Genomic DNA, 25521 nt, shown 5'->3' on the forward strand with positions numbered 1-25521 from the left:
TGTTCTTCGGTTTCAAAACAGTTCCAAAACAATGTGTCGATTCTAAACAGTGGCACCCTAGTACGCTCCGGCACAGGCATGAACGTCACTTTTTTTAGTATATAAGCCTGCGACGATAGCGTGATAGAGTGTTTTGCGTTCCATCCCAAACCCATCTATCAAAACAAAAAAAGAACCGCTGCAACAATCGGGGTTCCCGATCGTTTGCAAGGGTTCTCTAAAAATTGTTATTGGTCAGCTTTTCATGCGGCAACTTGTTGTTCAAGCTCCGTTTTTTATGATGCGCTCTTTTTATGTGTGAGGAATAGACTTGGGATGAAGATGACCGCAAGGACAACGGCGGACACGAAAAATCCGGCATGGTAACCTTTTAAGTCATTGGAAATCGTGGGTTGCATTCCTTGTACGGCAGCTGCGACTACGGTTGCGATCACCGCTGAACCAAAGCTGGAACCGACGTTTTCAATCATATTGATCCCGACACCCGCTTCCGGAAGTTGTTTGCTGTCAAGTCCCGTATAAGCGTCACTGGTGAGCGGGAGCATAATCCCTCCAAAACTGGTGCCCCGGATGAACAATACGATGGAAATCCAAATCATGCTTGTTTTATCGGTGATAAAGATGAGCGGGATCGATCCGATAAGCGAAAGAACAAGGCTGGCCATAACGACGTATTTCGCGCCGATCTTATCGATCATTTTTCCGATCATCGGCCGAGTAACGAGCATTCCGACGCCTTGAGGAATTAACGCAAGCGCTGCTTCGATTGCCGTGAAATGACGGAGGTTTTGGAAGAACAACGGCAGGATTAGCATTGGCCCCATGACGGCAATATTCGCTAAAAACAAACCGATGCTTGCTGCTGCGAAGCTCTTGTGCGCAAACAAATCCATGGGCAGCACGGTTTGATTTTTTCTGATCCGATTGTATACGAAGTAAATAAGGGCTAAAGCGAGGCCGATACCCACCCATAGAATGGTTTCGCGATTGGTAAAAGATGCATGGTCCGCCGCTTTCGTAATTCCGTAAATCAATGCCGCACTCATGAAGGACAAATCAATAATCCCAAACACATCGAGTTTACCGTCTTTGTTGAACGGTTCAAAGTCCGGAATCTTTTTCATCATCAGCGGTGCAGCGATCAGAACGATGAACACGTTGATGAAGAATATCCAATGCCATGATGCGCCTTGAACGATGAAGCCACCGATGACAGGCCCTAAGATCGGTCCGAGAATCATAGGCGTGCTGACGATGGCCATCACTTTCCCTACATTTTCAGGACCCGCTGTTTTAACCAAAAGAGTTGACATGAGCGTGGTAATGATCCCGGCGCTGAATCCTTGGAGCAAGCGGAAGAAGATGAAGCTGGAAATATCCCAGCTGATTCCTGCTAAAACAGAAATGATCCCAAAGGCGATCACCGCCCCGATGTAGATTTTCTTACCGCTATATTTGTTCATCAGCCAGCCGGATACGGGAACTGCAATCGCAAGGGCTAACGCATAACCTGTTACGGACCATTGAACGGTATCCAAAGTCGTGTTGAAATCCTTATTGAGTTTGTCGATGGCGATGTTCACCATCGTGGAGTCAAGCATTGGGGCGATAGCTCCCAGTGCAATAGCCCAGGCAGCCATGAGGATTTCTCGGGGTAATCCCGGTTCCTTTATATTGTTTTTTGTCATTTTATTCTCCTCTCTCAGACGTTCTCATTTGTTTCCTTGTCAACAATATCGCAATTTTGTTTCCTTGTCAACAAAGTAACCAGAATAAAAAAGCAGCCCGCTCTCAATAGAGCAAGGCTGCCTGTGGTTTCATTTTCATATTCGAGGATTTTGCAAAAATCCAAGGAGCGACTCTCAATCAGCAATAGATAGAACGAAAGGGTTTAGTTCGTCTATATATATTGTATCCGGAAGCGGCTGGAATCGAATTTTGCAAAGTCCTGATTCAAATGGATTCCGTCTTAATTAATACTTATCCCCTGTTTCTTTATTTCTGCATCCAAATGCCTGCTATACATTTCGATGAAGCGAAGCATACTTTCAAATTGTTCTTCGGTTACCTGCTCAAACACGGCTCGATCCCGCTCTTGAAACTCTTTGTGCAGTTCCTCATGGATGTTATAAATGGCTTCCCCTAGCGAGGTAAGCCTAAAATAGATTTCTTTCTTGTTTTCCGGCTTCTGGTAGCTATCGATCAGGCCCTTTTCCATGAGCTTCTTCGTCAATTTACTTATGGCGCCTCTCGTCATATATAAGGACTCGGCAAGTTTAGTCACGTTGGGATCGATATGCTTTCCAATGGATTCGATACAATGTACCTCGGAAGGCTTATAACCCTTAAGACTGTCTTCCATCTTATTCTTATTAAGCCAAGCCATCTTGTTAAATAAAACCCTGAACTCCAAGAGGACCTGTTCTTGTTTGTTCATCGCCTATCCTCCCACCCGTTGGTGCATTACCATATTATATGGAGTTTTTGTTTCTATTTCAACAATGTAACAATACACGACGCTTCTATGTGGTGCATTGAATCTCAAAAACCTTGCGAATTGCAATAAAATAGGGAAATTTAGCATGATCTCAAATCAGAATCACGCTAAATTTCAAAAGAAAAATAGGGTTGTGAAACGGAAAGCTCATTCGTTTCACAACCCTATGGGTCCACACTCTGAAACGGAGAACATCCCGTTCTCCCTTCATGTTACAACACTCTCCACGTGACTCCGCCGTCGGTTGTCTGAAGAAGCCGCGAGCTTTTTTGCTCGTTGTTGCCGATGAGAAGCCACCCCACAGTTGGAGACGAAAACTGCAGCTTGACGACTTCAGGGTACTGCTTCAGCTTTTCCTTCAGCGCTTCATCGCTGGCCATCGCCGACCATGCTTTGCCTTGGTCGACGGTATGATACAGCGTGCTGCCGACCAGTGCCCATCCTTCGCTTGCATTAATGAAGGCAGGCCGCAGCGATTGGTTCAGACCTTCGCTTGCTTGAAGCGCGAAGTTGGCAAAGGTCCACGTCTCGCCGCCGTCTTTCGTGAAATAGCCGTTATATTTGGTGCTCTCACCCAGCTTGCAGCCGATCGGAATCCATCCTTCCTGACGCGAAGCCCCAAAAAACTCAAGGTTCCCCGCCGCATAGGAGACGCACGGCTTCAGCTTCTCCCTGTCAAAAATGGACGGGCCCGCGGTCCATTTCTTCCCTCCGTCATTCGTCCGGTAGAGTTTCGGTTCGCCCAACTCCTGAACCATCACGAAACCGTTCAGCGAATCCCTGAAGTTCAGGCCCACCGTATATCCAAGATGCGGAATGGGACTGCCGGCGCCCGATTTTCCCGGATCGTAGACCGTGTTCTGCATCGCGACGTTCCAGACGGCCCCGCCGTCATCCGTGCGATAGAGCACCTTCAGCTCCTTGCCCGTCGATGCCTCCTCCGTCGTCATCATCACGCCGTGCAGGGGCGAATCGAAATTCAACGCCGATACCCTGTTTTTTTGCGGAATCGAAGAAATGTTCCAGGTTTCTCCCCCGTCGCTCGTGTGCAAAACGATCGTTTCCGACATTCCCGAAGGATCGCGGACGATCCATCCGTGCATCGGGTCCGTAAAATAGATATCTTTTCCGTACTTGGGGTTCGCCGGAAACTGCACATTGGCCGACGGCGAAATGTTAACCCAGGTCCGGCCGTTGTCTTCGGTTAAATACAAACGAAGCTCATTGCGGGTCAATCCCCAGGCAATGCCCTGCGTTTCGCTTAACAGCTGAAAATCGGTCAGCTTGGTTTGAATTTTATATTTGCCTGCATCATTTTTTGGGCTTACCTTGTTCTCTGCGCTCGGAGCCACCACCGTCAACGTCTGGCCTTCGTCGGCCGCCGGTTCGGCGGCATCCTGCACGGTGGGAGCTGACGCCGGCGCCGCGGTGTGTCCCTCCCCGGAAGAACAAGCACTTAACAATAGGCAGCACAGCAAAGCGATTCCAAAGAGCGGTTTGCGCCAACTCATCCTAGTTCCCCCTCTCCTGAGGACAGCCTGTCCTTTCAAAAAAAGAATCCCCCAGCTCAAATAATATAACATATTGAAGCGTTTGCGCCAATGAAGCAGGGGGAAGCAAGGACCTGCTGCCTTTTGCGGCAAAAGGCGGCGAGGGGATTGAGCCAAAAAATGCTCATTCTCGTTCGGAACCGCTAGATTTACTGCTTCACCCAGGCCGTCCGCAAATCCATTTCCCGGATGCATTCTTCGCTGTCATGCGCGTCGTTGCCGATCAGCGGCGTGACCGGGTATGCCTCCATTTCCTCGTCGGAGTAGGTTTGCAGGAGCGAGCTTAGCCGGTGAAATTCGCCGGGTTCTTCATTCAGCCAGTCTTTTATCGCTTCCTCCGGCAAAATGGCCGGCATCCGGGGTTCCTCCAAATTTCCGATCAAGCGGTTGGCGCTTGTCATGACCAGCGTAAAGGTCCGGAGCGGCTCGCCATGGTGATCTTTCCAGATTTCGTATAGACCGGCTACTCCGAACATCCCGCGGTTTTTCATCACCACCCGCACGGGGTGCGCCTTTTTCCCTTCCTTTTTCCAATAGTAAAACCCGTTGCACGGAATAACGCACCGCTGTTTCTCGATCATTTTGCGGTACGAAGGGTTGTCCTTCACCGTACGCAGGTCGGCGTTGACCGCGTCTTTCCCCCAGTAGGGAATGAAACCCCAACGGAACTCGTCCAGGACGCGCTCGCCGTTTTGCTGAAGTATGACCGGAGTAAATTGGGTCGGACTGACGTTATAACGGTTTCTGTAATAATACATCACGCGGTCAACTTGAAAATGGTCCATCAACACCGGCAGGTCGGCGGCCATTGAATAACGCTGGCACATGCAGCATCACCCTCCTCTTATGGACGTTAGTTTTCGCCATAAGAGGAAATTTATGCATATTTTCCAAAAAGCGCGCCATCTTCAAATATAATGGGTCGAGTTCCATGTATGTGGGTGCATACAAAAAGAACCCGCAATCCTAAATGATTGGGGTTCTTTTGCCCTCTAATATCGGTTCATTTATTATAAAGCACGCGTAATCAGCTGATCCCGTCTCGGGCCGACCGAAACATATTTCGCTTTGACCTGGACGGCCGATTCGATATATTCGACATAACGCCGGGCGGCCTCAGGCAGTTCCTCAAACGTGCGCGCTCCGGATATATCGCATTTCCAGCCTTCAAAATATTGAAGCACCGGCTTCGCACCGTCAAGCATGGCGGTTACCGGAAATTGATCTGTTACCGTTCCGTCTTCCAGTTCATACGCAGCGCATACCGGAATTTGGTCCAGATAGCCGAGCACATCCAGATTGGTCAATGCGATTTCGGTCGCGCCCTGCACCATGCAGCCGTAGCGCGTCGCCACCGCGTCGAACCAGCCGACCCTTCTCGGGCGGCCCGTCAAAGCGCCGTATTCGCCCGCATCGCCTCCGCGCCGGCGCAATTCCTCAGCTTCCGCTCCATCGAGCTCGGTCACAAATGGCCCGGCGCCGACGCAGCTGGAATACGCTTTGACGACGGCAACCACATCGGTGATCGCATGCGCAGGCAGCCCTGCCCCGACCGTTGCGAAACCTGCCAAAGTCGAGGAGGACGTCGAAAACGGATAGATGCCGTGATCCGGATCGCGAAGCGCCCCGAGCTGGCCCTCAAGCAAAATGGAGGCTCCGCTGCGGTAAGCTTCATTTAGCATTTGGGTCGTGTCAACGACGTAAGGCCGAAGCTTTTCGCCCATTTCCAGCAACGGCTTCGCCAGCTCTTCCGCCCGTATAGGCCGTTTACCGTACAAATGCTCAAGCAGCACGTTTTTGGCGTCAAGCAGTTGTTCCAAGCGCGGTATCAATCTTTTCCCGTCATATAAGTCCGCAACCTGGATCCCCAGCTTTGCATATTTATCGGCATAAAACGGGGCGATCCCCCGTTTGGTCGAGCCGAAACTCCGCGCGCCCAACCGCTCTTCCTCCAGTTCGTCAAAAAGCCGGTGCACCGGCAGAACGATCTGAGCCCGGCTTGAAACGGCCAGCTTCGGTTCCGGCACGCCTCTCGACAACAACTCGTCCCGTTCCTTCAGCAGCATTTCAACATCCAGTGCCGTTCCCGGACCGATCACGTTGACGGCTTCGGGGTAAAATACCCCCGACGGCAGCATATGCAGCGCAAATTTTCCGTAATCGTTAATGATCGTGTGTCCCGCATTGCTGCCTCCTTGAAAACGGACCACATAAGATGCATCCGCCGTAAGAACGTCGGTCATTTTGCCTTTGCCTTCGTCTCCCCAGTTAGCTCCTACAATCGCTGTGACTGGCAATTGCATTTCCTCCCCATCGCTTGATTTTATCAACAAGGATAAGTATAATTCCGGTTATCGCATAAGTGAAATTGATATTAATAATCCTTGATATAAACAGGAGTAATGACAATGGATACGAATATGGAATGGTACCGCGTTTTTTATTGGACCGCCAAGCTGGGCAGCTTAACGAAAGCAGCGGAAGAATTGCACATTACGCAGCCCGCGGTCAGTCACACGCTCAAGCAGTTGGAGGGCAGCCTTGGAGGGCCTTTGTTTTTTCGCACGTCCAAAGGAGTCGTTCTCACCGCCGAAGGCGAGGTTTTGTTTCAATACGTTGAACAGGCCATTCACCTGCTTGAAGTCGGCAAGAAAAAAATTGCGGAAATGCAAAATTTATTGCATGGAGAAATCCATGTCGGCGCCAGCGACACGTTATGCAAGCATTACCTGCTGCCCTACCTCGAGCAGTTTCATGCGAAGTACCCGGACATTCGCGTGCACGTTACGAATCGTACGACGCCGGAAACCTTGGCGCTTTTAAAAGAAGGAAAAATCGACTTCGGGATCGTCAATCTGCCCGTGTCGGACCCCAAAGTCGATTTCCGCCAAAGCTTGGTGCTGCAGGATTGTTTGGTGGGCCATCCGCAATACGTTTCCCTAACGCAGGCTCCGTTTCCCCTGGCTTCCATCGGCCAATATCCGTTGCTGCTGCTGGAACCCGGAGGAAGCACGCGGCATTATCTTGACGAATACGCAAAATCCAACGGCGTCGGGTTGAGGCCCGAATTTGAATTGGGAAGCCTTGATTTATTGGTCGAGTTTGCCCGAAGCGGCTTCGGTTTGACGTTTATCGCCCGCAATTTCGTTATGGATGAACTGGCGACCGGCAAACTGATCGAAATTCCGCTGGATCCGCCGATCCCGGAACGACGGGTCGGGATTGCAACTTTAAAGGGCGTCCCGCTATCGGCCGCTTCGAAAAGCTTCATTGAGTTTTTACCGTAGTTATCGTGTCCCCTGGACTTTTGTCCACTTCCAGATGCAGCCGTTCAAGGGGGACGTTTAGCCACGCCGTACATGGTGCGGCTTGTTACTTTTCCATGCTAAGCCGCCCGATTTTATCGCATTCTTCCGCAAACCAGACGTCCCCGTTTTCGGACACTGCGATGCCATGCGGTTCCGCCATGTCGGTCGGAATCATATATTCCGTCATGGCGCCCTCGATCGTAATCCTGCCGATGCGGTTACCTCCCCATTCGGTAAACCAGAGGTCTCCTTGAATTCCCGGCGCAATCGCATGCGGCCGTGCATTCGGCGTCGGAATCGCGTATTCCTTGATCTCGCCGCCGGTCGTGATTCTTCCAATCTTATTCCCCATAATTTCGACGAACCACAACGCGCCGTCGGGTCCGTTTGCGATTCCGACCGGTCCGGATTGGGGCGTCGGAATGTCGAACTCCGTGATTTCCCCCTCCACGGTGATCCGGCCGATTTTATTTCCCTGATTTAACGTAAACCAAAGCGCTCCGTCCGAGCCTTGGGTTATAAAGGAAGGGAATGATTGGGTATTGGGCAATTCGTATTCGGTAATTTCGCCTGCGGGTGATATTTTCCCGATCCTGTCCGTGTTCATTTCCGTAAACCATATCGCGCCATCCGGACCTTCCGTCAAGCCGAAAGGCGCGGCGTTTAGCGTCGGAACGTCATATTCGGCAAAAACGCCGCCGGGCTTCCATCTCCCGATTTTATTCGCGTGATATTCCGTAAACCAGACGTCCCCCCGGGAATCGGCAACGACCGACATCACGCCCGCTTGCGGCGTCGGGACAACAAAAGAGCTTATTTCTCCGCATTCCGTTATCCTTCCGAGCCGGTTTCCCTTCTGCTCCGTAAACCACAAAGCACCGTCCTTGCCGCAGGCCATACCGTACGGTCCGGAATCTGGCATCGGCACCTTATATTCGCTAAATGTCCATTTCATGTTTAATTCCTCCTTGATCATGTTCACGGAATCAGGGACATAAAATCCGCGCAAAAAGCCCCTGTTCCGTAATCCGGACAGGGGCAGGCTGACGCGAAATGACAAGCCGTTCATCATGGAACGGCACACCTCGTGCATATATCGAGCAAAGCCTACACTAACCCTATCCGGAAATGAATCGTTTAACACGATTTTTCGCTGAAGACAGGATTAGTAGATCATTGGCCTTGGTTCACCCTTTCAATGCTGGTTGGGTTAACCATATCACAAGTTCTAATATGAATTCAACATCAAATGACGGTTCAACTTTATTTGCAAATTACGCTTTGAAGAATTCGAACAACACGGGTGCAATAGCCTCCGGCGACACATCATGCCCCTGACCTTGCAAAGCTTTGTATTCCGCGTGCGCGACGTTATTTGTAACGGCTTTAGCCGCATCGCGGAACATCGGCTCGCTTTGGTCGCCATGAATCACCAGCGTGGCTGCGGTGACGGAGGTCCATTTATCGTACGGCAAAGGTTTGCCTGCCATGACCTCACGGGAGATGATGCCGTCATAAGCCAGCGTGTGCGCCACAGCCTCCATCTCCGGCCAGATCGGGGCGGCTTTCATTGGAGCCAGGTACTCTTCGGGGATGAGCAATGCTTGCGTCATAAATACCTCGACGGCTTTTCCCGGGTTGCCTGCGGCGACGGCCTCATGGATTTGTTCAACATAATTTTCCGGCAGCGAAGGTCTGCTGTCATCCAAAATGAGCGGCGGCTCGTATACGGCAAGCTTCGTGATTTTGGACGAAAGGCGGCTTGCAGCCTCCAGCGCTAAAATGGCGCCCGATGAAATGCCGTAAACATACGCGGTGCCGCCAACGTGATCGATGAGGGCCTCAATATCTTCGATCTCCCGCTGCACCGTATAAGGAAGCGTATCGCCGCTATCTCCCCGCCCTCTGCGGTCATAATTAATGACTGTAAATTGTTCAGACAATAGACCGGCCAACTGCATCCATTGCGGGTGTGAACGCGTACCCAGCGCGCCCCCTACCATGATCACGGCATCCCCCGATCCCGACTGCTCGAATGCTATGGGAGTACCGTCTTTTGAAGTGACCTTATTCATCATATCTCTCCTCTGAATGGACTAGAGCTGCAGGTGTGCGATGGTCTTGGCTGCAGTGATAAGCTCCTTCGGCAACAATATACCACACAAGGAATATTCCTGTAAAGGGATATAAGCGATTCAAGGCTAGCTGCAAAGATATTCATCATTCAAAACTAGAACCTACTCGTAACGAATTCCGTTGGACAGTTCCTTAAGCGCTCGCGCGTCCAAAATGTAAATCAAATCCTTTTCTTTGCGGATAACGCCTTGTTCGGATAACTTCAGTATGACGCGGTTCAAATGACGGGACGTCGTGCCGATCAAATCCGCGATTTCCTGCGTATTGGCCGTCCGGATTTCCTCGCCGAATTCGCTTTGTTCATGCAGGGTGGACAGCAGGTAGCAGGCAAACCGGTTTTCGACGCCGGCCAGCAAGTTGACTCTTGAAGCCGTCGTGCAGGTCTGAAGCTTAAAGGTAACATGGGTCAACAGGAACATTAGAAATTTCGGATCGTCCAATAAATGCCCGTAAGCATACGAAAATGGAACCGCCAGGCACAACGTGCGCCGAACCGCTTCCACCCGGGACTGCACCGGCACGTCCTGGATCAGCTCAATGTCCCCCATTACTGAAAACGGTTCGCAAAACCGAAGCAGCAGCGCTTTTCCCGTCTGCACGCTGGATGAAATTTTGATCCTGCCCTCCACCAAAAACAACAGCGCATCCATCCGCTCTCCCTCGGCAAGCACGATTTCGCCTTCTTCGTAAAGGCGGAGTTCGAACGGGATGCCGGAAATGGAGGCGAACAGGCTTTCCAGATCGAATTCCCGCATTTTCTCTTGCAATAGATTGGAATCGTGTAACACTTTCATGTGATTCGATGATCCTTTCAGGACATATGTCCTTTCCATGGTCGCCAACGCCTTCTAAGATATAAACAAAAAGACGAAGGATGTGCAACAAATGAAATTCGTATTTGATCTCGACGGTACGCTTTGTTTTCAAGGCAAGGCGCTTGGCGTCGCCATCGTCAACGCGATCGACGAACTGACTCATCGCGGCCACGAAGTTATTTTTGCTTCCGCGCGCCCGATCCGCGATCTGCTTCCCGTCCTTCCCCCGCATATGCACCATTATCCGTTGGTCGGGGGAAACGGCGCTTTTGCAGCCAAAGATAACCAAATCATGTCGACGGTTCATTTTGAAGCGGATACGCAAAAACATCTGCTGGCGATCATCGATGAACATCGGCTCCCCTATCTTATCGACGGTGAATGGGACTACGCCTACACGGGAAGGGATGATCACCCGATCCGGCGCAATGTCGATCCGCAGCGGCGCGCACGCCAGGTCCCCCTCTCTTCTTTGGACAAAATTGTAAAAATGGCGTGGCTGGACGTCCCGGACCGCAAGCTGCTGCTCGGTAAACTGTCGGCATTGCCCGTTGTGGTGCATGAGCATGGAAACGAAGGCATATTGGATATTAGCCCTCCCGGCATCGATAAGTGGAGCGGGCTCATCAAGCTTGGACTGGAGGACAAGTCGTACGTCGCTTTCGGTAACGATGCAAACGATGTGACGATGTTCCAGCACGCCCATACGGCGGTTAAGGTTGGCAGCCATCCAAGCCTTGAGCCTTACGCGGCGGAACAGCTTCCTCCGGATGAGATCGTCATTGCCCGCAGGCTGCACGCTTTTTCCAACGCTTATTCCAACCCCAAACTGGCATGAAACGCATCATGCAGGGACCGATGCCTGTCCCGGAAAAAACGGACGCTCCCCTCGCCGGCAACCCGGCCCCGATGTAAAAAGACGACGTGGTCGGCCAACTCCTCGGCCACTTCCAGCTGATGCGTCGAAAAGATCATCGTGCCGCCGTCTTGCCGGATCTGCTTGAGCAAACGAACGAATTCCCGGGTCCAAAACGGATCGAGGCCGTTCGTCGGTTCGTCCATGAGCAGCGCGGGCGGCTTTGCCAGCAGGGCTTGGGCCAGAAGGAGCCGCTGCCGCATCCCTTTGGAAAAGGAGCCGACCCGCTTTTTCCCGGCGGCTTCCAGGCCGACCATCGCCAGAACTTCTTCGACCCTTTCCTTGGAAACCTTTCGGAGCGACGCCCAAAAGAGCAGCGTTTCCCGTGCCGCAAACCCTGGCTGGAATTGAAAATCATCCGGCATGTAGCCGATTTGTTCGGCATACAGCCGCCGGTTGTGCTCCCGGCTGATGCCGTTCACAGATACGCTCCCGGCCGTCGGCTGCAAAATGCCTGCAAGCATGCGCAGCACGGTGCTTTTTCCGGCCCCGTTGCCGCCGCACAATGCCAGGATGCCGCCTTTCTTCAGGCTGAAGGAAATATCGCTTACGATCGGCTGCTTTTTTATGCTTTTGGATAATCCTTGAACCTGTACGATCACATCATCCACGCCGGCGCCCCCTTTCCCATATCCAATACACAGCTGTCATCAAGCAAACCGACCACATCAGGCATGCCGCACCAAAAAGCAACCCCCCGCCGGGACGCTGAATCCACTCGACCCATCGGTAATATTCCGGACCCAAAATGGAGCCGCCTCCCAAACGGACGACGACAAAAATCCGGACCAACTCGGCGGGATTCAGAAACGTGAACGTCACCAGCAGCGGTTTGATCCACAAATACGGCAGCAGGTTTAAAAAGGAAAGCAGAAACGCCTGCCAGCCGATGACGGCAAAAAACCAGACGGATACGGAAATCGTCAGCGCGTGCCATCGGTTTTTGGACAACGAGCCGACAAACATGGCCAAGCCTAAAAACAGCAGGACCAATAAACATGAAAAGATGAAGAACAAGCCGTACGTATTAAAGTCGAGATTTGCGCCGATCATGCCGCCAAGCATGCCCATCAGGCCATACCCGAAAGACGTCACCGTCAGCAGCACGACAAGCAGCCCCGCATATTTCCCGGCAACGAAAGCGAGCGTTCCGAGCGGATACGCGGACAGAAGCTGCCAGCTTCCGTCTTCTTTCTCGGAAGTAAGCGAAAACGCTCCGATAAACAACGTCATCAAAGGCAGCAGATACAAAATAAGGCTGAGCATCGATGCTGTTACTCCGGAATACCCTTGCACATAGTTTTGAGCGTTAATGCCAAGCAGGCACAAACTAAAAACGCTGAACAAAATCAGGAAGGAATACGACCAAGGATTCCGGAACCCTAACCTGATTTCCCTTTTGGCCAATTGGATCATATCCGACATGTTTGCATCCCCGGTTCCTTTCGTTTATGGGTGGTCCGAATTCCCCTGCTTGCGTTCGCTCGTCCCGTCCATTCCTTTCATGTCCTTCATGTCTCCCGATCCGCTTTCCTCATGCCCCATCATCATGTCTTTATTTTGCTTCCAATCATGATTGGCCAGCTCTTCCGCGCTCATGACCTTCCCGGCCTCTTCTTTGGCAACAAATTCCTCGGCCGATTTTTTGTCCGTGAAGCTGATCACCCCGTAAGCCATGGGCGTGCGGATGGACGGATCATAAACATAGGTGGCCTTGTCATGTTCGATCCACGTTTTATCGTTGTAATCGCGAACGAAATCCATGCCCAGCTTTTCCTGCGCATGCTCCTTTTCCCATTTTTCCATGCATCCGATATCGTCGAACTTGTAATTTTTTCCGTCCGCCAACGTCAGCTGCGTCGCGTACACGCCGTCTTTGACCTGCATTTTGCATTCCTCGCAAATATCGACGGCTTCGTCGATGGGCAAGGCTTCGTATTTTTTTGCACCGCAGCCGCTCATAACGAGCGCGCCAAGCGTCACCACGGCGACCGGCATCCAGAATCTTTTTGTTTTCATGTTCGAATTCCCCCTAAAACGATTATCGATATCGCAGCTGCAAGCAGTACGAATCCGACGGCGGCTACGGCAACGTTATCCCCTGTCCGGCCACGTGCTGCCGCTTCCTGAATATCCAATTTCATCAACGGTGCGTCATCTTTGGCGGCTTGAACGCCTCCCGAAAACATCTCGCTCAAAAAATTCATCCCCGGAGACTGGAAAAACAGCTGGTAAGCCGAATTCCCCGCAATGACGTTCTGATAGAACGGACGAACCGAAAACGGCAATTCGCTGATTCCGTCATTCGTCAAATCGAGTCCCTGAAAGGAGTCCCAATAGTTCCCCGTTAAACGGTTGCTCCCGCTTTCTTTTTCCGAAGCTTCGATGACATTTGCGACAAACGCATTATGTTTCATTTCGTTCCTGTCCGAGCGGAACATTTGGATGCCGACAAAATTGCGGATGAGATCATTGTCCGTCAGCCGGTTTTCCGCAGCGTTTTCCATATAAATCCCGACCCGGTTTCCTTCGAGCACGTTCCGCTCGATCCGGGATTGGCGCACGTCGTATAGCAGAATCCCCTGCGAATTGACGTTGCCCTTTTGCATTCGGAATGCATTGCCTGAAATCGACGTATTGGACACGACCATCACCATCGCCCCGGTAAAGTTGAATTCCCCGGTGTTATCCGCCACTTGCGAATCGTCTATGTACATCAGGTGAATGCCATACCGCGAATAAGAAACCCGGTTCCCTTGTACCGTTTCGTTGCGGCCGTTTTCCATGTAAATCGCATCCCGCATATAAGCGATTTTGTTGTTCATGATGTTGTTATTCTGAGCGTTGTAAAGATCGATTCCATTCCCTTTTTCTTCGGGATGAGCGGCGGTCTCCGCAAAAGAGGCGATGTCGTTGTTTCGGATGACGGCGTCATTCGCGTCCCGCAGCATCATGCCATGCCCGCGAGTGTTGATCTTCAGCCGCTCCAATTGAACCGAACGGGCATGAACCTCAACGCCGGCCGTATCCCCTTCTCCTTGATGTTTAATCATCAGTCCGCTCAACCGGGTTCCATCGGCTTCAACGGAGATGGCGGAATTGGCGCTGTCGTTTATTATGGTTGCTGCACCGTCTCCTTCGATGGTGACGGATTTGCGGATGATGACGGGGCCAAGATAAGTTCCCGAAGCGAGCCGAATCGTCTCCCCAGTCCGGGCCTGATCTACGATCGGCTGCAGGGGAACGGCGGCGGATGCAGCTGCCCTACCTGAAGCGGATGGAAACAAAACGAAAAAGCAGCTTAGGAGCGCAACGGCCCATACAAAACGAAATTTGGACAGCGGACAACACCTCCATGGGTTCGGTTTACGTTACATATTCTACAGAAGTCGCCCTTCGTTCCATATAGCCCGAGTTGGCTAAAATTCCCGTTAATTGTGTCTACTTTGTGATCCGCTTTATTCCGATTTCCTGTATATTCCCTCGTACTTTATCGATTTATCGTTAAACGTTCGATCATCGCCAGCGCAATTCAACAACTCGCCTTCAAACGTTGCATCAACAAAAAAAGCAGGGAGATGCCTCCCTGCTTTTTAACGCCGCTATACGATTTCAACTTTATTTTCGTTTATATTCAAGCACGCGCTCTTTGCCGTCGAACGGGTTTGTATAATAAAAAACGAGTTTTCCGTCGGCGGTCGCTTCGTAAAATTTCAAGTCGTCCCCGAAATAAGGAACGTCATTTTTTTCGGAGTATTCCTGCTCTTCCGGAGTCAGCAGCTCTTTGTAAAGGAGAACCCGGGTATTGTCCTTTAAATTGACCAAGGTCAGCAGGCCCGTGTCGTTTGGACGAATGAGCAGGTAATCGTCGCCCATGGCGGCAACGGTGTATTCCTCGTCCTTTCCGCCCAAAGTCGGCAAATCGTACGTTTTTAGCACGTTGCCGTCGTTATCTAACACCGTCAGCGTTTTTCCGTCCAGGAGCACCGGATGATTGTTATATGAAACGATGCTTCGTTCAAAGCGCTTAAAATAATAGGCTTTGGCTTGCTTCAAAATTTTATTGTTTTTGACGTATGCCGTATAAACGTCGTTATGAATGTGCGGTTCCCCAAAGTTATCGACAACTCTCAGCATCAGGCCTCCGCCCGCTAAAGGCTGCGCTTCAAAGCCCGTTATAAATTCCTTGATATCAACATTCAGTTTGCCGACGGATTGCGGCTTCACGTTTAAGGGATAGGATATGAAAACCTCGCCGGTTTTCGGGTTCAACCACGCTGCGGTATTTACGCCGCCGCCTTTAACGTAAGGAGAAGAGTGCGTAATCGCAACCGTCCGTTTAGCTGCCATCCACTGCACTTGAATGCCTAAGGATTCGGAGATGAACCGGAGTGGAACATACGTGCGGCCCTGGATAACGCGCACAGGCGTGGCCAGCTTTACTTTTTTCCCATTGATCACCGCCTCTTTGCCTCCCGGCGGCATGGTGATCAACGTACCCGGATAAGCGATGGAAATGTTTTTCGTGGCGATATCCCAAAAAGCTTGGAGTCCCAGCAAATCGCCCAAATCGCGAAGCGGGATGTACACCGTCCCGTTCTCCATGATCGGCGCGGCCTCAAAGGAATAGGTCCCTCCGTTTAAAGCAACTTGAATCGGGGCGGTTTTCTTTTGGGCCGCCGCGGCGGACGCCACAGGAACCGTGTTCGAAAACAAAGGAGCAGCGGTCAACATGGCAGATAAGCTAACGGCTGCAATGGCCGCCGCGGATTTCGATTTTAACGACATCTTTTTTTCCTCCCTGGCAATCGCTTTGTTGGCTTGCAGCCAAATAGGGCGCAATTTTTTTTATGTTTTTCTTGTAGCCTGCTTCTAATAGACGTCGGTTCCCCGGAAAAGTTACGATCAAGGTATTGTCACTGAAAAAGTTCGACGGGATGGTACGGGGCATCAAAATCATATAAGCAAATAATTTTCATTTGCAAGATGGAAGAGGATTCTATAAAATCTACCATATTGACAAAAAACGATCCCATTCCGACAGGGGAGGAACGATTTAAATGACCATATACGCGGCGCTGCTTCGCGGCATTAACGTCGGCGGGCATAACAAAATCAAAATGGCCGAGCTTCGGGAAGTACTTGAGAAAGCGGGATGCAAGCAGGTTCAAACGTATATCCAAAGCGGCAACGTGATATTGGCCTCGGATCTGGACGCCGATTCCTTGCAGGATCTCATCGAAAAGGAAATCAATAGCGCTTTCGGGCTGAACATTCCCGTCATCATCCGCAGCGGCGCGGACTTTACGGCGATTCTCCGGCAGTGCCCTTATGATGAAGCTTCGCTTCAAGAAGGCGAATCCATCCATGTGTCGATGCTTTCGGGGATTCCGACGGCTGAAGGCATGGAGCGCCTCGCCGCGGTCGACCGCGGCATCGATGAATACACGATTATCGGCCCCGACCTTTACATGCTGATCCGCAACAAATTCAACGAATCCAAGCTGGCGGACAGTTTGAACAAGCTGGGCACGCCGGGTACGGTTCGGAACTGGAAGACGATGAACAAACTGGCGGACATGGTTAAGGAACTGCAAATGTAACGAAAAAAGACGAAGGTGCGCCCCGTTACGCGGGGATTGTCCCTTCGCCTTTTCCTTTTTTCGTGGACCCTTCAACCGCTGTTGGCCAGCAGCATCCTCATTTTCCATCCGTCACAACCATTTGAATGGATGACGACGCTACCCCTTCGTCCCTCCCTGCATGCTGAAACCTTTGGACATAAACCGCTGCGACAGAATATACAGCACGATCGACGGTATCGCATATAACACCGAAAACGCCGCCAGCCTGCCGTAGTCTACCATGCCGTATTGGCCGAAAAATTGATAAAGCTTTAAAGAGGCGGGAAAGTTTTCGGGATTTTGCAGCAAAATGTAAGGAACGAAAAAGTTGCCCCAGCTGCCGGAAAACGTAAAAATCGCCACCGTGCAGATCCCGGGCACCATGAGCGGAGCGACGATTTTTCGAATGCCGGTTAACACCGACGCGCCGTCCACCCATGCCGCCTCTTCAAGATCTTCGGGCACGGAATCCATGAAATTTTTGATCATCCAGATCCCGTACGGCATGGACGAAGCGACGTAAAAAAGCACGACGCCAACGACGTTGTCATACAGCTTCAACGTGAGAAACAGCTGATACACCGGCACCATGACGGCCGTAATCGGCAGCGAAGTCATGAACAATATCGTCAGCATAAACGGTTTCTTGTATTTCAACTGATAGCGGGACAGCGGATAGGCGGCAAGCAGCGCGAGCAGGACGACGACGAGGGCTTGACCCAGCGACATCAACAGGCCGATGGCAAAAGCCCGCTGGTTTTCATGGCTGGTCAGCACATCGACATAGTTCCCGGCCGTCAGCTGCTTGGGCATTTTCAGCGATTGCATCGCATTCGGATCGACGGATGCCACCAGCACCCACAATAGCGGCAGCAAAAAACAGATCCCGATCAACGATAAAATGACATAAGGAAGGATTCGATAGATAAGCTTGCGCTGTTTGGCGTTCATACGAAATCTCCTTTACTCTTTTAACGAACGGATATAAAACAGGCTGAGCACGATGCCGAGCAGCAGCAACAGAAGCGAAATGGCCGTTCCGTAACCGAGCTGGTAGTTCACGAAAGCCTGGTTGTACATAAAAATCGGCAGCGTCGTCGTTTTGGTTCCCGGACCGCCGCCCGTCATGGCGTAAATGAGGCCAAACACGCCCAACGTTTGCAGCGTGACGAGCATCATGTTGGTCGTGATCGTTTCCCTGATATAGGGAATGGTGATCCGGAACAAAATTTGCAGCCTGGATGCGCCGTCCACGACCGCCGCCTCCTCGATTTCGCTCGGCACGTCATCCAGCGCCGCCTGAAAGACAAGCATCGAAAAAGCGGTCCCGTGCCAAATGTTCGCGAGAATAACGGTCAACATCGGAACGGTATACAGCCACGTGACCGGCGAGATGCCAAAAGACGTAATGATTGCGTTCAGCGTGCCTTCATCGCCGAAAAAGCTGTACAAGCATAGGGCGCACACGATTTCGGGCGTGACCCAACCGGCCAATACGACGGTGCCGATGACGCGCCGGAACGTCTTGTTTTTATGCTTCATCAGCAGGGCGATCAGAAAACCAAGCACCTGCTGTCCGATCACGGCCGAACCGATCAGGAATATGAGCGTGTTCCAAATGCTGATTCGAACCGTCGGGTCCTGGAACATCCGCGCGTAATTGTCCAGCCCGACGAATTTCAACTCTTTTGCGGCTTCCCCGGTTAACGCCAGGTTCGTAAAAGAGTAAAAAAACGTCAGCAGGATCGGATAAATAAAAAACAGCAGCATGATGACGATGGAAGGCAGCAGAAAATACAACCAGGTCCAGTTTCTTTTTCTAAACTGAGGGGATGATACCGAGACTCCGCCCATGGACGCGACTCTCCTTTCTCGGATGAAATGCGAACACCGCATGCCCGCGCTTCGCACCGATGACGGTTTCGCGCAGGCATGCGGGGCTTTTTATTTTTCTATGACATGATCCTGCCCGACGATCCGGGTGACGTCCTGCGCGTACTTTTTGGCTGCATCCGCCGCGGCTGTGCCGGTCGCGACCGACTCGACCATCGTTTGGATTTGCGTCGACACTTCCGGATATTTGTCCTGGGCGGGTCTGAATTCAGCGTTTTGCAAATATTCCGTCGCGATTTCGTTAAACGGCATTTTCGTATATTCCGGATCTTTGGCGACATCCGCCCGTACCGTAATGTTTCCGGACGAAATGACAAGCTTCTTCGTGTTTTCCTTGTTCAAAGCGAATTTGATGAAATCCCAGGCTTCGTCTTTATGCTGCGCGTTGCTCGGAATGGACAGCGCCCATCCGCCCGCCAGCGTGATCGTGCCCGGATCCTGCCCTTTGCTGGTCGGCATCGGCGCGAATCCGAGGACGTCTTTGTATTCCGGCCAAGGAGCGGCCCCGCTATCCAGGTAATTGCCCGTAATCCAGGAGCCGTCCAGCGAAATCGCCAGCTTGCCCTTCGGCAAATATTCGCGGGTCGCGGTGTTGCCCGCCTGCCCGTTCAACACTTTCGAAAGCGGCGGGCCGAGCCTTTCCTTCGTCACCGTCTCGATAAAGCCGAGCGCATCGTTGATGCCTTGGCTTTTGACGGTCCATTTTTTGCCGGCGTCGTCATAAAGCCGTTCGCCTGTTCCGTACAGCAGCATTTCGTACGTCTGCATCGAGGTCGCTTCCCCGGTCGCTTTGCCAAGGTTCATCCAGATCGGGACGACGTCGCCGCCCGCTTTTTCCTTGATGGTCCGGGCTGCATCCAGCACCTCATCCCACGTTTTTGGCTTCCAATCTTCCGGGAGTCCCGCTTTCTTGAATATCTCCTTGTTGTACCAAAGCCCGCGCGAATCCGTATTGTACGGTACCCCGTACACTTTGCCGTCGCTGGCCGTAACGCCCTTTTTCATCGCTTCGATGAACGAGCCGTTGCTCCAGTCCTCCCAGCCTTTCAGCCTGTCATCCATCGGTTCCAGGAAGCCGGCGCTTGCGTCCGAATTCAGCATGAACGTATCCTCGGTGACGATATCCGGAGCGGTGTCTTTCGATTTGAGGGCCAGCGCGATTTTGGCAAAATAATCTCCCTCCGATGCCTGGATCGGGGTCGGTTTGATTTCGACGTTTTTATTCGGATATTGCGCGGAAACCTCTTTGATCCATTTATATAACGTCCCTTTTTCGCCGGTGCCGTCGTCGCGGTACGTGATCGTAATCGTTTTCTTTTCTGTCGTGCCTTTGTCTCCCCCGCCCTGGGACGGAGCAGGATCGTTTCCCGTTCCTTTGGGAGCCGAACTTGATCCCGGACTGGAACAACCCACGGTCACGGCTAGCAGCAAAACCGACGACATCAGCGCCCATTTCCGTTTTGCGATCATCATCATATCCCTCCTTTTTTCGCTTCGAAAGCGATTCCGTATTTCATCTTTATTGCGTTTTGTCCGCAAATATTCAGTTCCTGATTGTAAAAGTTGCAAGAAACGAGTTCTGTGGAATCAAGCCGATTTTTGCAGCCTCCCTTCCGCTTCCCCCATGTCCTGATTCCCATCTTCCATTCCGCCAAATACGATAAAAGCGAAAAAAATCGCCCATCAGGCCTTTTGCGCGGGCCGGCCAAGGTTTACTTTCTTTTTTTTGACACTTCGAAACGACGGCGTTCGCCAGGTCTGATCCTAAAGGCCGTCCCTCTTCGGTCTCATACCAGATAAATGTAAAAATTGTAAAATGAAAATGTATTTTACTAGTGTTCAATTAACGTCATGGAAAAAGGGGGGCCGGAGTCGAAGCATTCCATTATCGATTAAAGGAGGATATGAATTGAGCAGAAAAAAAAGGACTACAATTCGCGGGTATTCCAAGCTTATGTTAAGCGCCGTGCTCGCGGCAGGAATGATTTATCCCGGTGCGGTTTCCGCGGCCCCGGCTGTGTTCAAACTTCCCGAAAACGCCAAAATCAGCTTGGATTCCCTACTAAAGCAAGGAGCCGCAAAGGATTTGCTGAAACAAAACGCTTCCGGGCTTCAAGCGTTCTCGACTGCTAAAAAACCACAAAACTTCGTGCCCGAATCCGACAGCAGCGAGCCGGTTTCCGTTATCGTCCAGCTTGAGAACGACCCGCTGAAGGTGTACGAAAGCAAACCGTCCTTGCGTGCCCGTTCTTCCATCGGCAGCTATCAGATGCAGCTGAACCAAGAGCATCTCACGTTTAAATCGGCCGCGCTTGCCAAAACATCCGCTCAATTTCACCGGGAATATTCGAAGGTGTTTAACGGTTATGCCGTGACGTTGCCTGCGAATCAGGTCGACCAGTTGCTGACGCTGCCCGGAGTGAAGGCTGTTTTCCCTAACGCGGAAGTCCAAGCGCTCCCGATTGAGGAAAAGCCTGAAATTACCCCCTACATGGACGAGAGCGCTCCGCTGATCGGCGCGAACGAGATGTGGAAATCGGGTTATGACGGCAAAGGGATCAAGGTAGCCGTCATCGATACCGGCATCGATTACCATCACCCCAGCTTGAAGGACGCTTATAAAGGCGGATATGATTTTGTGGATAACGACGGTGACCCGATGGAAACGCTGCCCGATTCCAGCAAACCGCCGAAAGACGGCAAACCTTACGAAACCTCGCACGGCACCCATGTTTCCGGCACGATTGCCGGCCGGGGGGACCCGGATCATCCCGACACAGGCAGCGGTTGGGTTCGCGGCGTAGCTCCTGCTTCCGACCTCTACGTATACCGCGTGCTTGGTCCTTACGGCTCGGGCAGCACCGAAAATGTTATCGCCGGAATTGAAAAAGCGGTCAGCGACGGCGTGGACGTCATTAACCTGTCCCTTGGTTCTTCCATGAATAATCCTTATACGCCCGACTCGATTGCGGTGGACAATGCCGCTTTGGCCGGCGTGACCGTGGTCGTCGCCAACGGGAACGAAGGCCCCGGCGACGAGACCGTCGGCAGCCCGGCTTCAGCGCAGCTGGCCATTTCCGTCGGCGCTTCGACGCCGCCGCTCAACACGCCGATCTTCATTTCCGCCAACTTGGGTACCATCTATGCCCAGCTGGCGGCCGGATCGGAAAAGCTTGACGACACGGATGCCGGCCTCGAGCTGATCTATGCGGGACTCGGAAAAGCGGGCGATTACAAAAACCTGAACGTTGCCGGCAAAACGGTGCTCGTCTCCCGCGGCGAAATCTCGTTTGCCGAAAAATCCGAAAACGCCGCGGCAAACGGCGCAAAAGCGCTCATCATTTTCAACAATACGGCAGGCGAAATCAATGCGACGATCGAAGGCGCAAAGCAATCCGTGCCAACCTACACGATTACGCAGGAGAGCGGCAAAAAGCTGAAAGATGCCATCGATAAGGGAGATAATCATGTCGCCTTCAATTACAAGAAGGAACAGGATTTGCTTGCGGACCTGAGCTCCAGAGGCCCTTCCCTGCCTTTTTACAGCATCAAACCGGATATTGCAGCCCCGGGCGTGGGCATCAAGTCATCCATTCCGGCTTTCGACGGAGATTATGCGAACGCCTACGAGGAATTGCAGGGCACCAGCATGGCAACGCCTCATGTGGCCGGTTCCGCCGCCCTCTTGCTTGAGAAAAGCCGGAAAGACGGCCTGACGCTGAAACCGGATCAAATCAAGGCTTGGTTAACGAACAATGCCTTGTTGATGAAGGACCGTCAAGGCAGGCAATACGGCGTGAACGAACAAGGCGCAGGCCGGGTCGATTTGAAAAACACCGCCGCAGCCGAAGCGATCGTGAAGGTCGAAGAAAACCTGCCGTCCCAGCTGCAAACAGGCGAGGTCCAAACCGCTTATTCGGGCAGCCTCTCCTTCGGACAATTAGGCGCAGGAACGACCACAACAAGAAAGCTGACGATCGATAATATCGCGGGCAGCAATCAGCACTACGGCGTGTATGTCGATTGGACAAGCAACAGCGGATTGTCGCTGATTCCGGAGCTGTGCGATATCCATTTGAAGTCGAACGAGTCTTCCTTTAATCTGCCGGTCACGCTCACCATTCCGGAAGGAACGCCGGAGGGGATCTATCAAGGAAACATCGAATTTACGCAGATGAAAACCGGGCATCAACTGCATGTGCCGTTCAGCGTATATGTCGGCGAATCCTATGATCAGCCTGAAATGTCGAATGTGGAAGTCGATCCGATCTACCTTTCGACGGCGGAAGGCGGCAAAGGGGTTACGGTTTATTACGCGTTAAACGAAAAAGCGGATGATTACGCGTTTATCGTCGCTCTCATTAACGATGACGATACGCTGGAACCCGTCGGTCAAATCTATCAAGACGACTTTGCGGATAAACTCGATCCGTTCTACTATTCATTTGATTGGGACGGAACGATGTATGACGATCAAGGGAACCAAGTAAAATTGAACAAAAAAGACCATCCTGACGGTATTTATGCCCTGATCCCTGTACTTATAAAAGCGGGAGCCAAGGAACCGACGCTGGTGCTCGATTCGGCAAAAGCGTTCCTCCTCGACAACACGGCGCCGATTGCGAAACTTCCGGAAGAAGTAGCGGTCAGCCCCGACAAACCCGATGAAGGCGTGCTGCAAGGAAGCATTAAAAGCGACTTGCTCCTGAACTTCGGCCTCGGAACCTATCAAGACCTGATCCATGTGAAGGCGGTCGTGGATACGGCGGATCCGAAAAACAAAGAATTTAAAGGCACCATCGATTCCGCCGGCAAATTCACCGTCAAGGTTCCCTTGAAGCAAGGGCAGAACAAAATCGAACTCTACGTATCCGACGACGCCGGAAACGGTTCGGCCTCGCCTGCCAAAACTTATGAGTACAACTTAAAAGGCGACGGCACGGACGTGAGTCTCGCAACGGTGCAAAGCAGCGTGTACACGAATGAACCATTTGACGTCAACATCCATTTCGACGGCCGCGACGACATTCAATCGATGACCGTTAAAGTGACTTATGACGCCAAACTGAAGCTGAATCAAATCGTTCCCGGCGCCAAAGAAATTGAAACCAGCTCCTTGAATGATGCCGGCAAGAAAACGGCGACCTTTGGTTATGATTTGGATCAACCGGCAAAACAAGGAACCCTGGGGCATTTCACGTTTACCGCACCGGAACCGGGCACTTATTCCATTGACCTCGGCGGAGCCGAAATGATCAATACGGATCAAAAAGCGGTTAAGGCATCGACGTTAACGGGCATCCAAGTCATCGTATCCGACAGAAAGAAAACGGACGACAACCCAAAACCTGACCAGAGCCAGCCGGTCACCGATACCGGAACAGATTCGGAACAACCGGACGACACCGGAGTTGCATCGCCGGAAACATCTGTAAGTCCGGAAAAAGATCAAGTATCGGGCGCCTTGCAAGTGACCAAAGACAAATTTGAATCGGCTCAATCCGTTGGGGCGTTAGAGAAAACCGTCCCGGATAGAATGCCTTGCGCAAAACCGAATCCGAATCCGAATCCGAACCCGAATCCGGGCGGCGGTAACGGAGGCGGTTCGTCGCCAGGTGGAGGCGGCTCGTCGACAAGCGGAGGATCGGCATCAACTCCTGCTGCACCTAGTACGCCATCCGGTTCCAAGCTCACAGCCGGCGTGTTGACCGAAAAAGGCACGGGCGATCAAAAAACGGCTGAACTAAATATCGACGCCGCGTATGTGACCGGGCAGCTGAATAAACAGGACAGCAAAAACGTGACGGTAGATATTAGCGACACGGCCATCGAAGCCTACCATCCATTTAGCTTGAAGCTGAACAACGCGCTAACGGATCAATTGCTGAAGTCGGCCAAACCGCTGACCATAAAAGGCAATGGTTTTGAAATCAACATTCCGGCCGGCACCCTGAAAAGCTTTGTCACGAAAGACGGTCTTTCCGTTTCGTTCAGCTTTACCAACGCTGCCGCAGGAACGGTTCAGGCTCCGAACGGCGGAACCGCGAATATCGTTTCGGGCGCCGTGACGTTAAACGACCCGGCGACTGCATTGACCTCTCCGGTATCCATGACGCTGACGCTGGATTCGGCAAAAGTGAAAAACCGCGGCAAAGTCGGCGTCTTCTCAAAAAATAACGAAGGCGTATGGATCTATGCGGCACCGGGCAACAACCAATCGGGCGCCGTGACGTTCCAGGTTTCCAAGCCGGGCGCGTTCCTCGCGGCCGAAGCGCTCAAAACCTTTACGGATATTACCGGACATTGGGCCAAAAACGAAATCGAGGTGATCGCTTCCCATTACCTCGCGAACGGTAAGGACACAACGGATACTTATAAACCGAACGACCAAGTCACCCAAGCGGAATTTCTGGCGCTGCTCGACCGTCTCCTCGGAACGGGCAAAACATGGAGCGACCGCGCGGCTGAAACAGGCTCCAACCATCCGTTAAGCCGCGAAGAACTCGCGATTCTGCTAGCTAAAGCATTGGGCGCCGATTCGACCGGAGCAGGCTCCGAGCTTGCTTTCAAGGATCGGGACGGCATCCAGGATTCCGCTAAAGGAGCGGTCTCGTATGCCGTGGAAAAAGGTTATCTGAAAGGCAATCCGGACGGAACCTTTAATCCGAAAGGCCAACTGACCCGAGCCGAAGCCGGCATCATCTTGTATCGCATTCTTCAGGATTTGCAATCCAAATAATACGAAAGCAGCAGGCTGCGAAGCGAAATCTTCCGCAAGCCTG

At 52.0% G+C, this 25521-nt stretch carries 20 protein-coding genes; 4 read left to right on the forward strand and 16 right to left on the reverse strand.

What is annotated here, in order from left to right:
* Window positions 1-275: 275 nt before the first annotated feature.
* The 5 genes from GQY55_RS25960 to GQY55_RS25980 form a co-directional block, all read right to left on the reverse strand.
* Window positions 276-1688 carry an MDR family MFS transporter gene (locus GQY55_RS25960; protein ID WP_160044822.1) on the reverse strand — a complete coding sequence of 471 codons (1413 nt, stop codon included), beginning with the start codon at window positions 1686-1688 and terminating at the stop codon, window positions 276-278.
* A gap of 281 nt (window positions 1689-1969) precedes the next feature.
* The gene (locus tag GQY55_RS25965; protein ID WP_160044823.1) at window positions 1970-2437 is read right to left on the reverse strand and encodes a MarR family transcriptional regulator; all 468 of its coding nucleotides are present in this window, start codon (window positions 2435-2437) and stop codon (window positions 1970-1972) included.
* 272 nt (window positions 2438-2709) lie between these two features.
* Window positions 2710-4008, reverse strand: a complete 1299-nt coding sequence (locus GQY55_RS25970) for a WD40/YVTN/BNR-like repeat-containing protein (protein ID WP_160044824.1) — start codon at window positions 4006-4008, stop codon at window positions 2710-2712.
* A 188-nt stretch (window positions 4009-4196) separates the two neighbouring features.
* On the reverse strand, window positions 4197-4874 hold the full coding sequence (locus GQY55_RS25975; RefSeq protein ID WP_160044825.1) for an SOS response-associated peptidase: 678 nt from the start codon (window positions 4872-4874) through the stop codon (window positions 4197-4199).
* A gap of 183 nt (window positions 4875-5057) precedes the next feature.
* Window positions 5058-6344 (reverse strand): adenylosuccinate synthase, encoded by a 1287-nt coding sequence (locus GQY55_RS25980; protein ID WP_160044826.1) that lies wholly within the window; start codon window positions 6342-6344, stop codon window positions 5058-5060.
* 111 nt (window positions 6345-6455) lie between these two features.
* Between GQY55_RS25980 and GQY55_RS25985 the strand changes: the two genes are divergently transcribed.
* Window positions 6456-7334: a LysR family transcriptional regulator gene (locus GQY55_RS25985; protein ID WP_160044827.1), complete on the forward strand. Its 879-nt coding sequence runs from the start codon at window positions 6456-6458 to the stop codon at window positions 7332-7334.
* 85 nt (window positions 7335-7419) lie between these two features.
* On the opposite strand, the gene GQY55_RS25990 is transcribed toward GQY55_RS25985, so the two are convergent.
* The 3 genes from GQY55_RS25990 to GQY55_RS26000 form a co-directional block, all read right to left on the reverse strand.
* Window positions 7420-8310 carry a Vgb family protein gene (locus GQY55_RS25990; RefSeq protein WP_160044828.1) on the reverse strand — a complete coding sequence of 297 codons (891 nt, stop codon included), beginning with the start codon at window positions 8308-8310 and terminating at the stop codon, window positions 7420-7422.
* A gap of 319 nt (window positions 8311-8629) precedes the next feature.
* A complete protein-coding gene (locus GQY55_RS25995) occupies window positions 8630-9430 on the reverse strand; it encodes an alpha/beta fold hydrolase (RefSeq protein ID WP_160044829.1) in 801 nt (266 codons plus the stop codon).
* Window positions 9431-9592: 162 nt separating this feature from the next.
* Window positions 9593-10285 carry a Crp/Fnr family transcriptional regulator gene (locus GQY55_RS26000; RefSeq protein ID WP_160044830.1) on the reverse strand — a complete coding sequence of 231 codons (693 nt, stop codon included), beginning with the start codon at window positions 10283-10285 and terminating at the stop codon, window positions 9593-9595.
* A 91-nt stretch (window positions 10286-10376) separates the two neighbouring features.
* Here GQY55_RS26000 and GQY55_RS26005 point away from each other — a divergent pair, with 91 nt between their 5' ends.
* Window positions 10377-11144, forward strand: a complete 768-nt coding sequence (locus tag GQY55_RS26005; protein WP_160044831.1) for an HAD-IIB family hydrolase — start codon at window positions 10377-10379, stop codon at window positions 11142-11144.
* Here GQY55_RS26005 and GQY55_RS26010 read toward each other — a convergent pair.
* The 5 genes from GQY55_RS26010 to GQY55_RS26030 form a co-directional block, all read right to left on the reverse strand.
* A complete protein-coding gene (locus GQY55_RS26010; protein WP_160044832.1) occupies window positions 11120-11833 on the reverse strand; it encodes an ABC transporter ATP-binding protein in 714 nt (237 codons plus the stop codon). The genes GQY55_RS26005 and GQY55_RS26010 overlap by 25 nt on opposite strands.
* Window positions 11826-12647 carry an ABC transporter permease gene (locus GQY55_RS26015; RefSeq protein ID WP_160044833.1) on the reverse strand — a complete coding sequence of 274 codons (822 nt, stop codon included), beginning with the start codon at window positions 12645-12647 and terminating at the stop codon, window positions 11826-11828. The genes GQY55_RS26010 and GQY55_RS26015 overlap by 8 nt, the downstream gene beginning before the upstream one ends.
* Before the next feature lie 24 nt (window positions 12648-12671).
* Entirely contained in the window at window positions 12672-13241 is a 570-nt protein-coding gene (locus tag GQY55_RS26020) for a nitrous oxide reductase accessory protein NosL (RefSeq protein ID WP_160044834.1), read from the reverse strand.
* Complete coding sequence (locus GQY55_RS26025; protein WP_160044835.1) at window positions 13238-14509, reverse strand: right-handed parallel beta-helix repeat-containing protein; 1272 nt, start codon at window positions 14507-14509, stop codon at window positions 13238-13240. The genes GQY55_RS26020 and GQY55_RS26025 overlap by 4 nt, the downstream gene beginning before the upstream one ends.
* 331 nt (window positions 14510-14840) lie before the next feature.
* Window positions 14841-16010: a copper amine oxidase N-terminal domain-containing protein gene (locus GQY55_RS26030; protein WP_160044836.1), complete on the reverse strand. Its 1170-nt coding sequence runs from the start codon at window positions 16008-16010 to the stop codon at window positions 14841-14843.
* A gap of 272 nt (window positions 16011-16282) precedes the next feature.
* Here GQY55_RS26030 and GQY55_RS26035 point away from each other — a divergent pair, with 272 nt between their 5' ends.
* Complete coding sequence (locus GQY55_RS26035) at window positions 16283-16825, forward strand: DUF1697 domain-containing protein (protein ID WP_160044837.1); 543 nt, start codon at window positions 16283-16285, stop codon at window positions 16823-16825.
* A gap of 138 nt (window positions 16826-16963) precedes the next feature.
* On the opposite strand, the gene GQY55_RS26040 is transcribed toward GQY55_RS26035, so the two are convergent.
* The 3 genes from GQY55_RS26040 to GQY55_RS26050 all read right to left on the reverse strand — a co-directional run bounded on the left by GQY55_RS26040 (window position 16964) and on the right by GQY55_RS26050 (window position 20212).
* The gene (locus tag GQY55_RS26040; RefSeq protein ID WP_160044838.1) at window positions 16964-17797 is read right to left on the reverse strand and encodes a carbohydrate ABC transporter permease; all 834 of its coding nucleotides are present in this window, start codon (window positions 17795-17797) and stop codon (window positions 16964-16966) included.
* Window positions 17798-17809: 12 nt separating this feature from the next.
* Window positions 17810-18700, reverse strand: a complete 891-nt coding sequence (locus GQY55_RS26045; protein WP_160044839.1) for a carbohydrate ABC transporter permease — start codon at window positions 18698-18700, stop codon at window positions 17810-17812.
* 90 nt (window positions 18701-18790) lie between these two features.
* Window positions 18791-20212, reverse strand: coding sequence for an ABC transporter substrate-binding protein (locus GQY55_RS26050; RefSeq protein ID WP_160044840.1), 1422 nt, complete (start codon window positions 20210-20212; stop codon window positions 18791-18793).
* Between the two features lie 436 nt (window positions 20213-20648).
* Between GQY55_RS26050 and GQY55_RS32005 the strand changes: the two genes are divergently transcribed.
* Entirely contained in the window at window positions 20649-25478 is a 4830-nt protein-coding gene (locus GQY55_RS32005) for a S8 family serine peptidase (protein WP_160044841.1), read from the forward strand.
* Window positions 25479-25521: the final 43 nt, after the last annotated feature.

This window comes from Paenibacillus sp. USDA918EY (assembly GCF_009870825.1).
Lineage (GTDB): Bacteria > Bacillota > Bacilli > Paenibacillales > Paenibacillaceae > Paenibacillus_AQ > Paenibacillus_AQ albilobatus.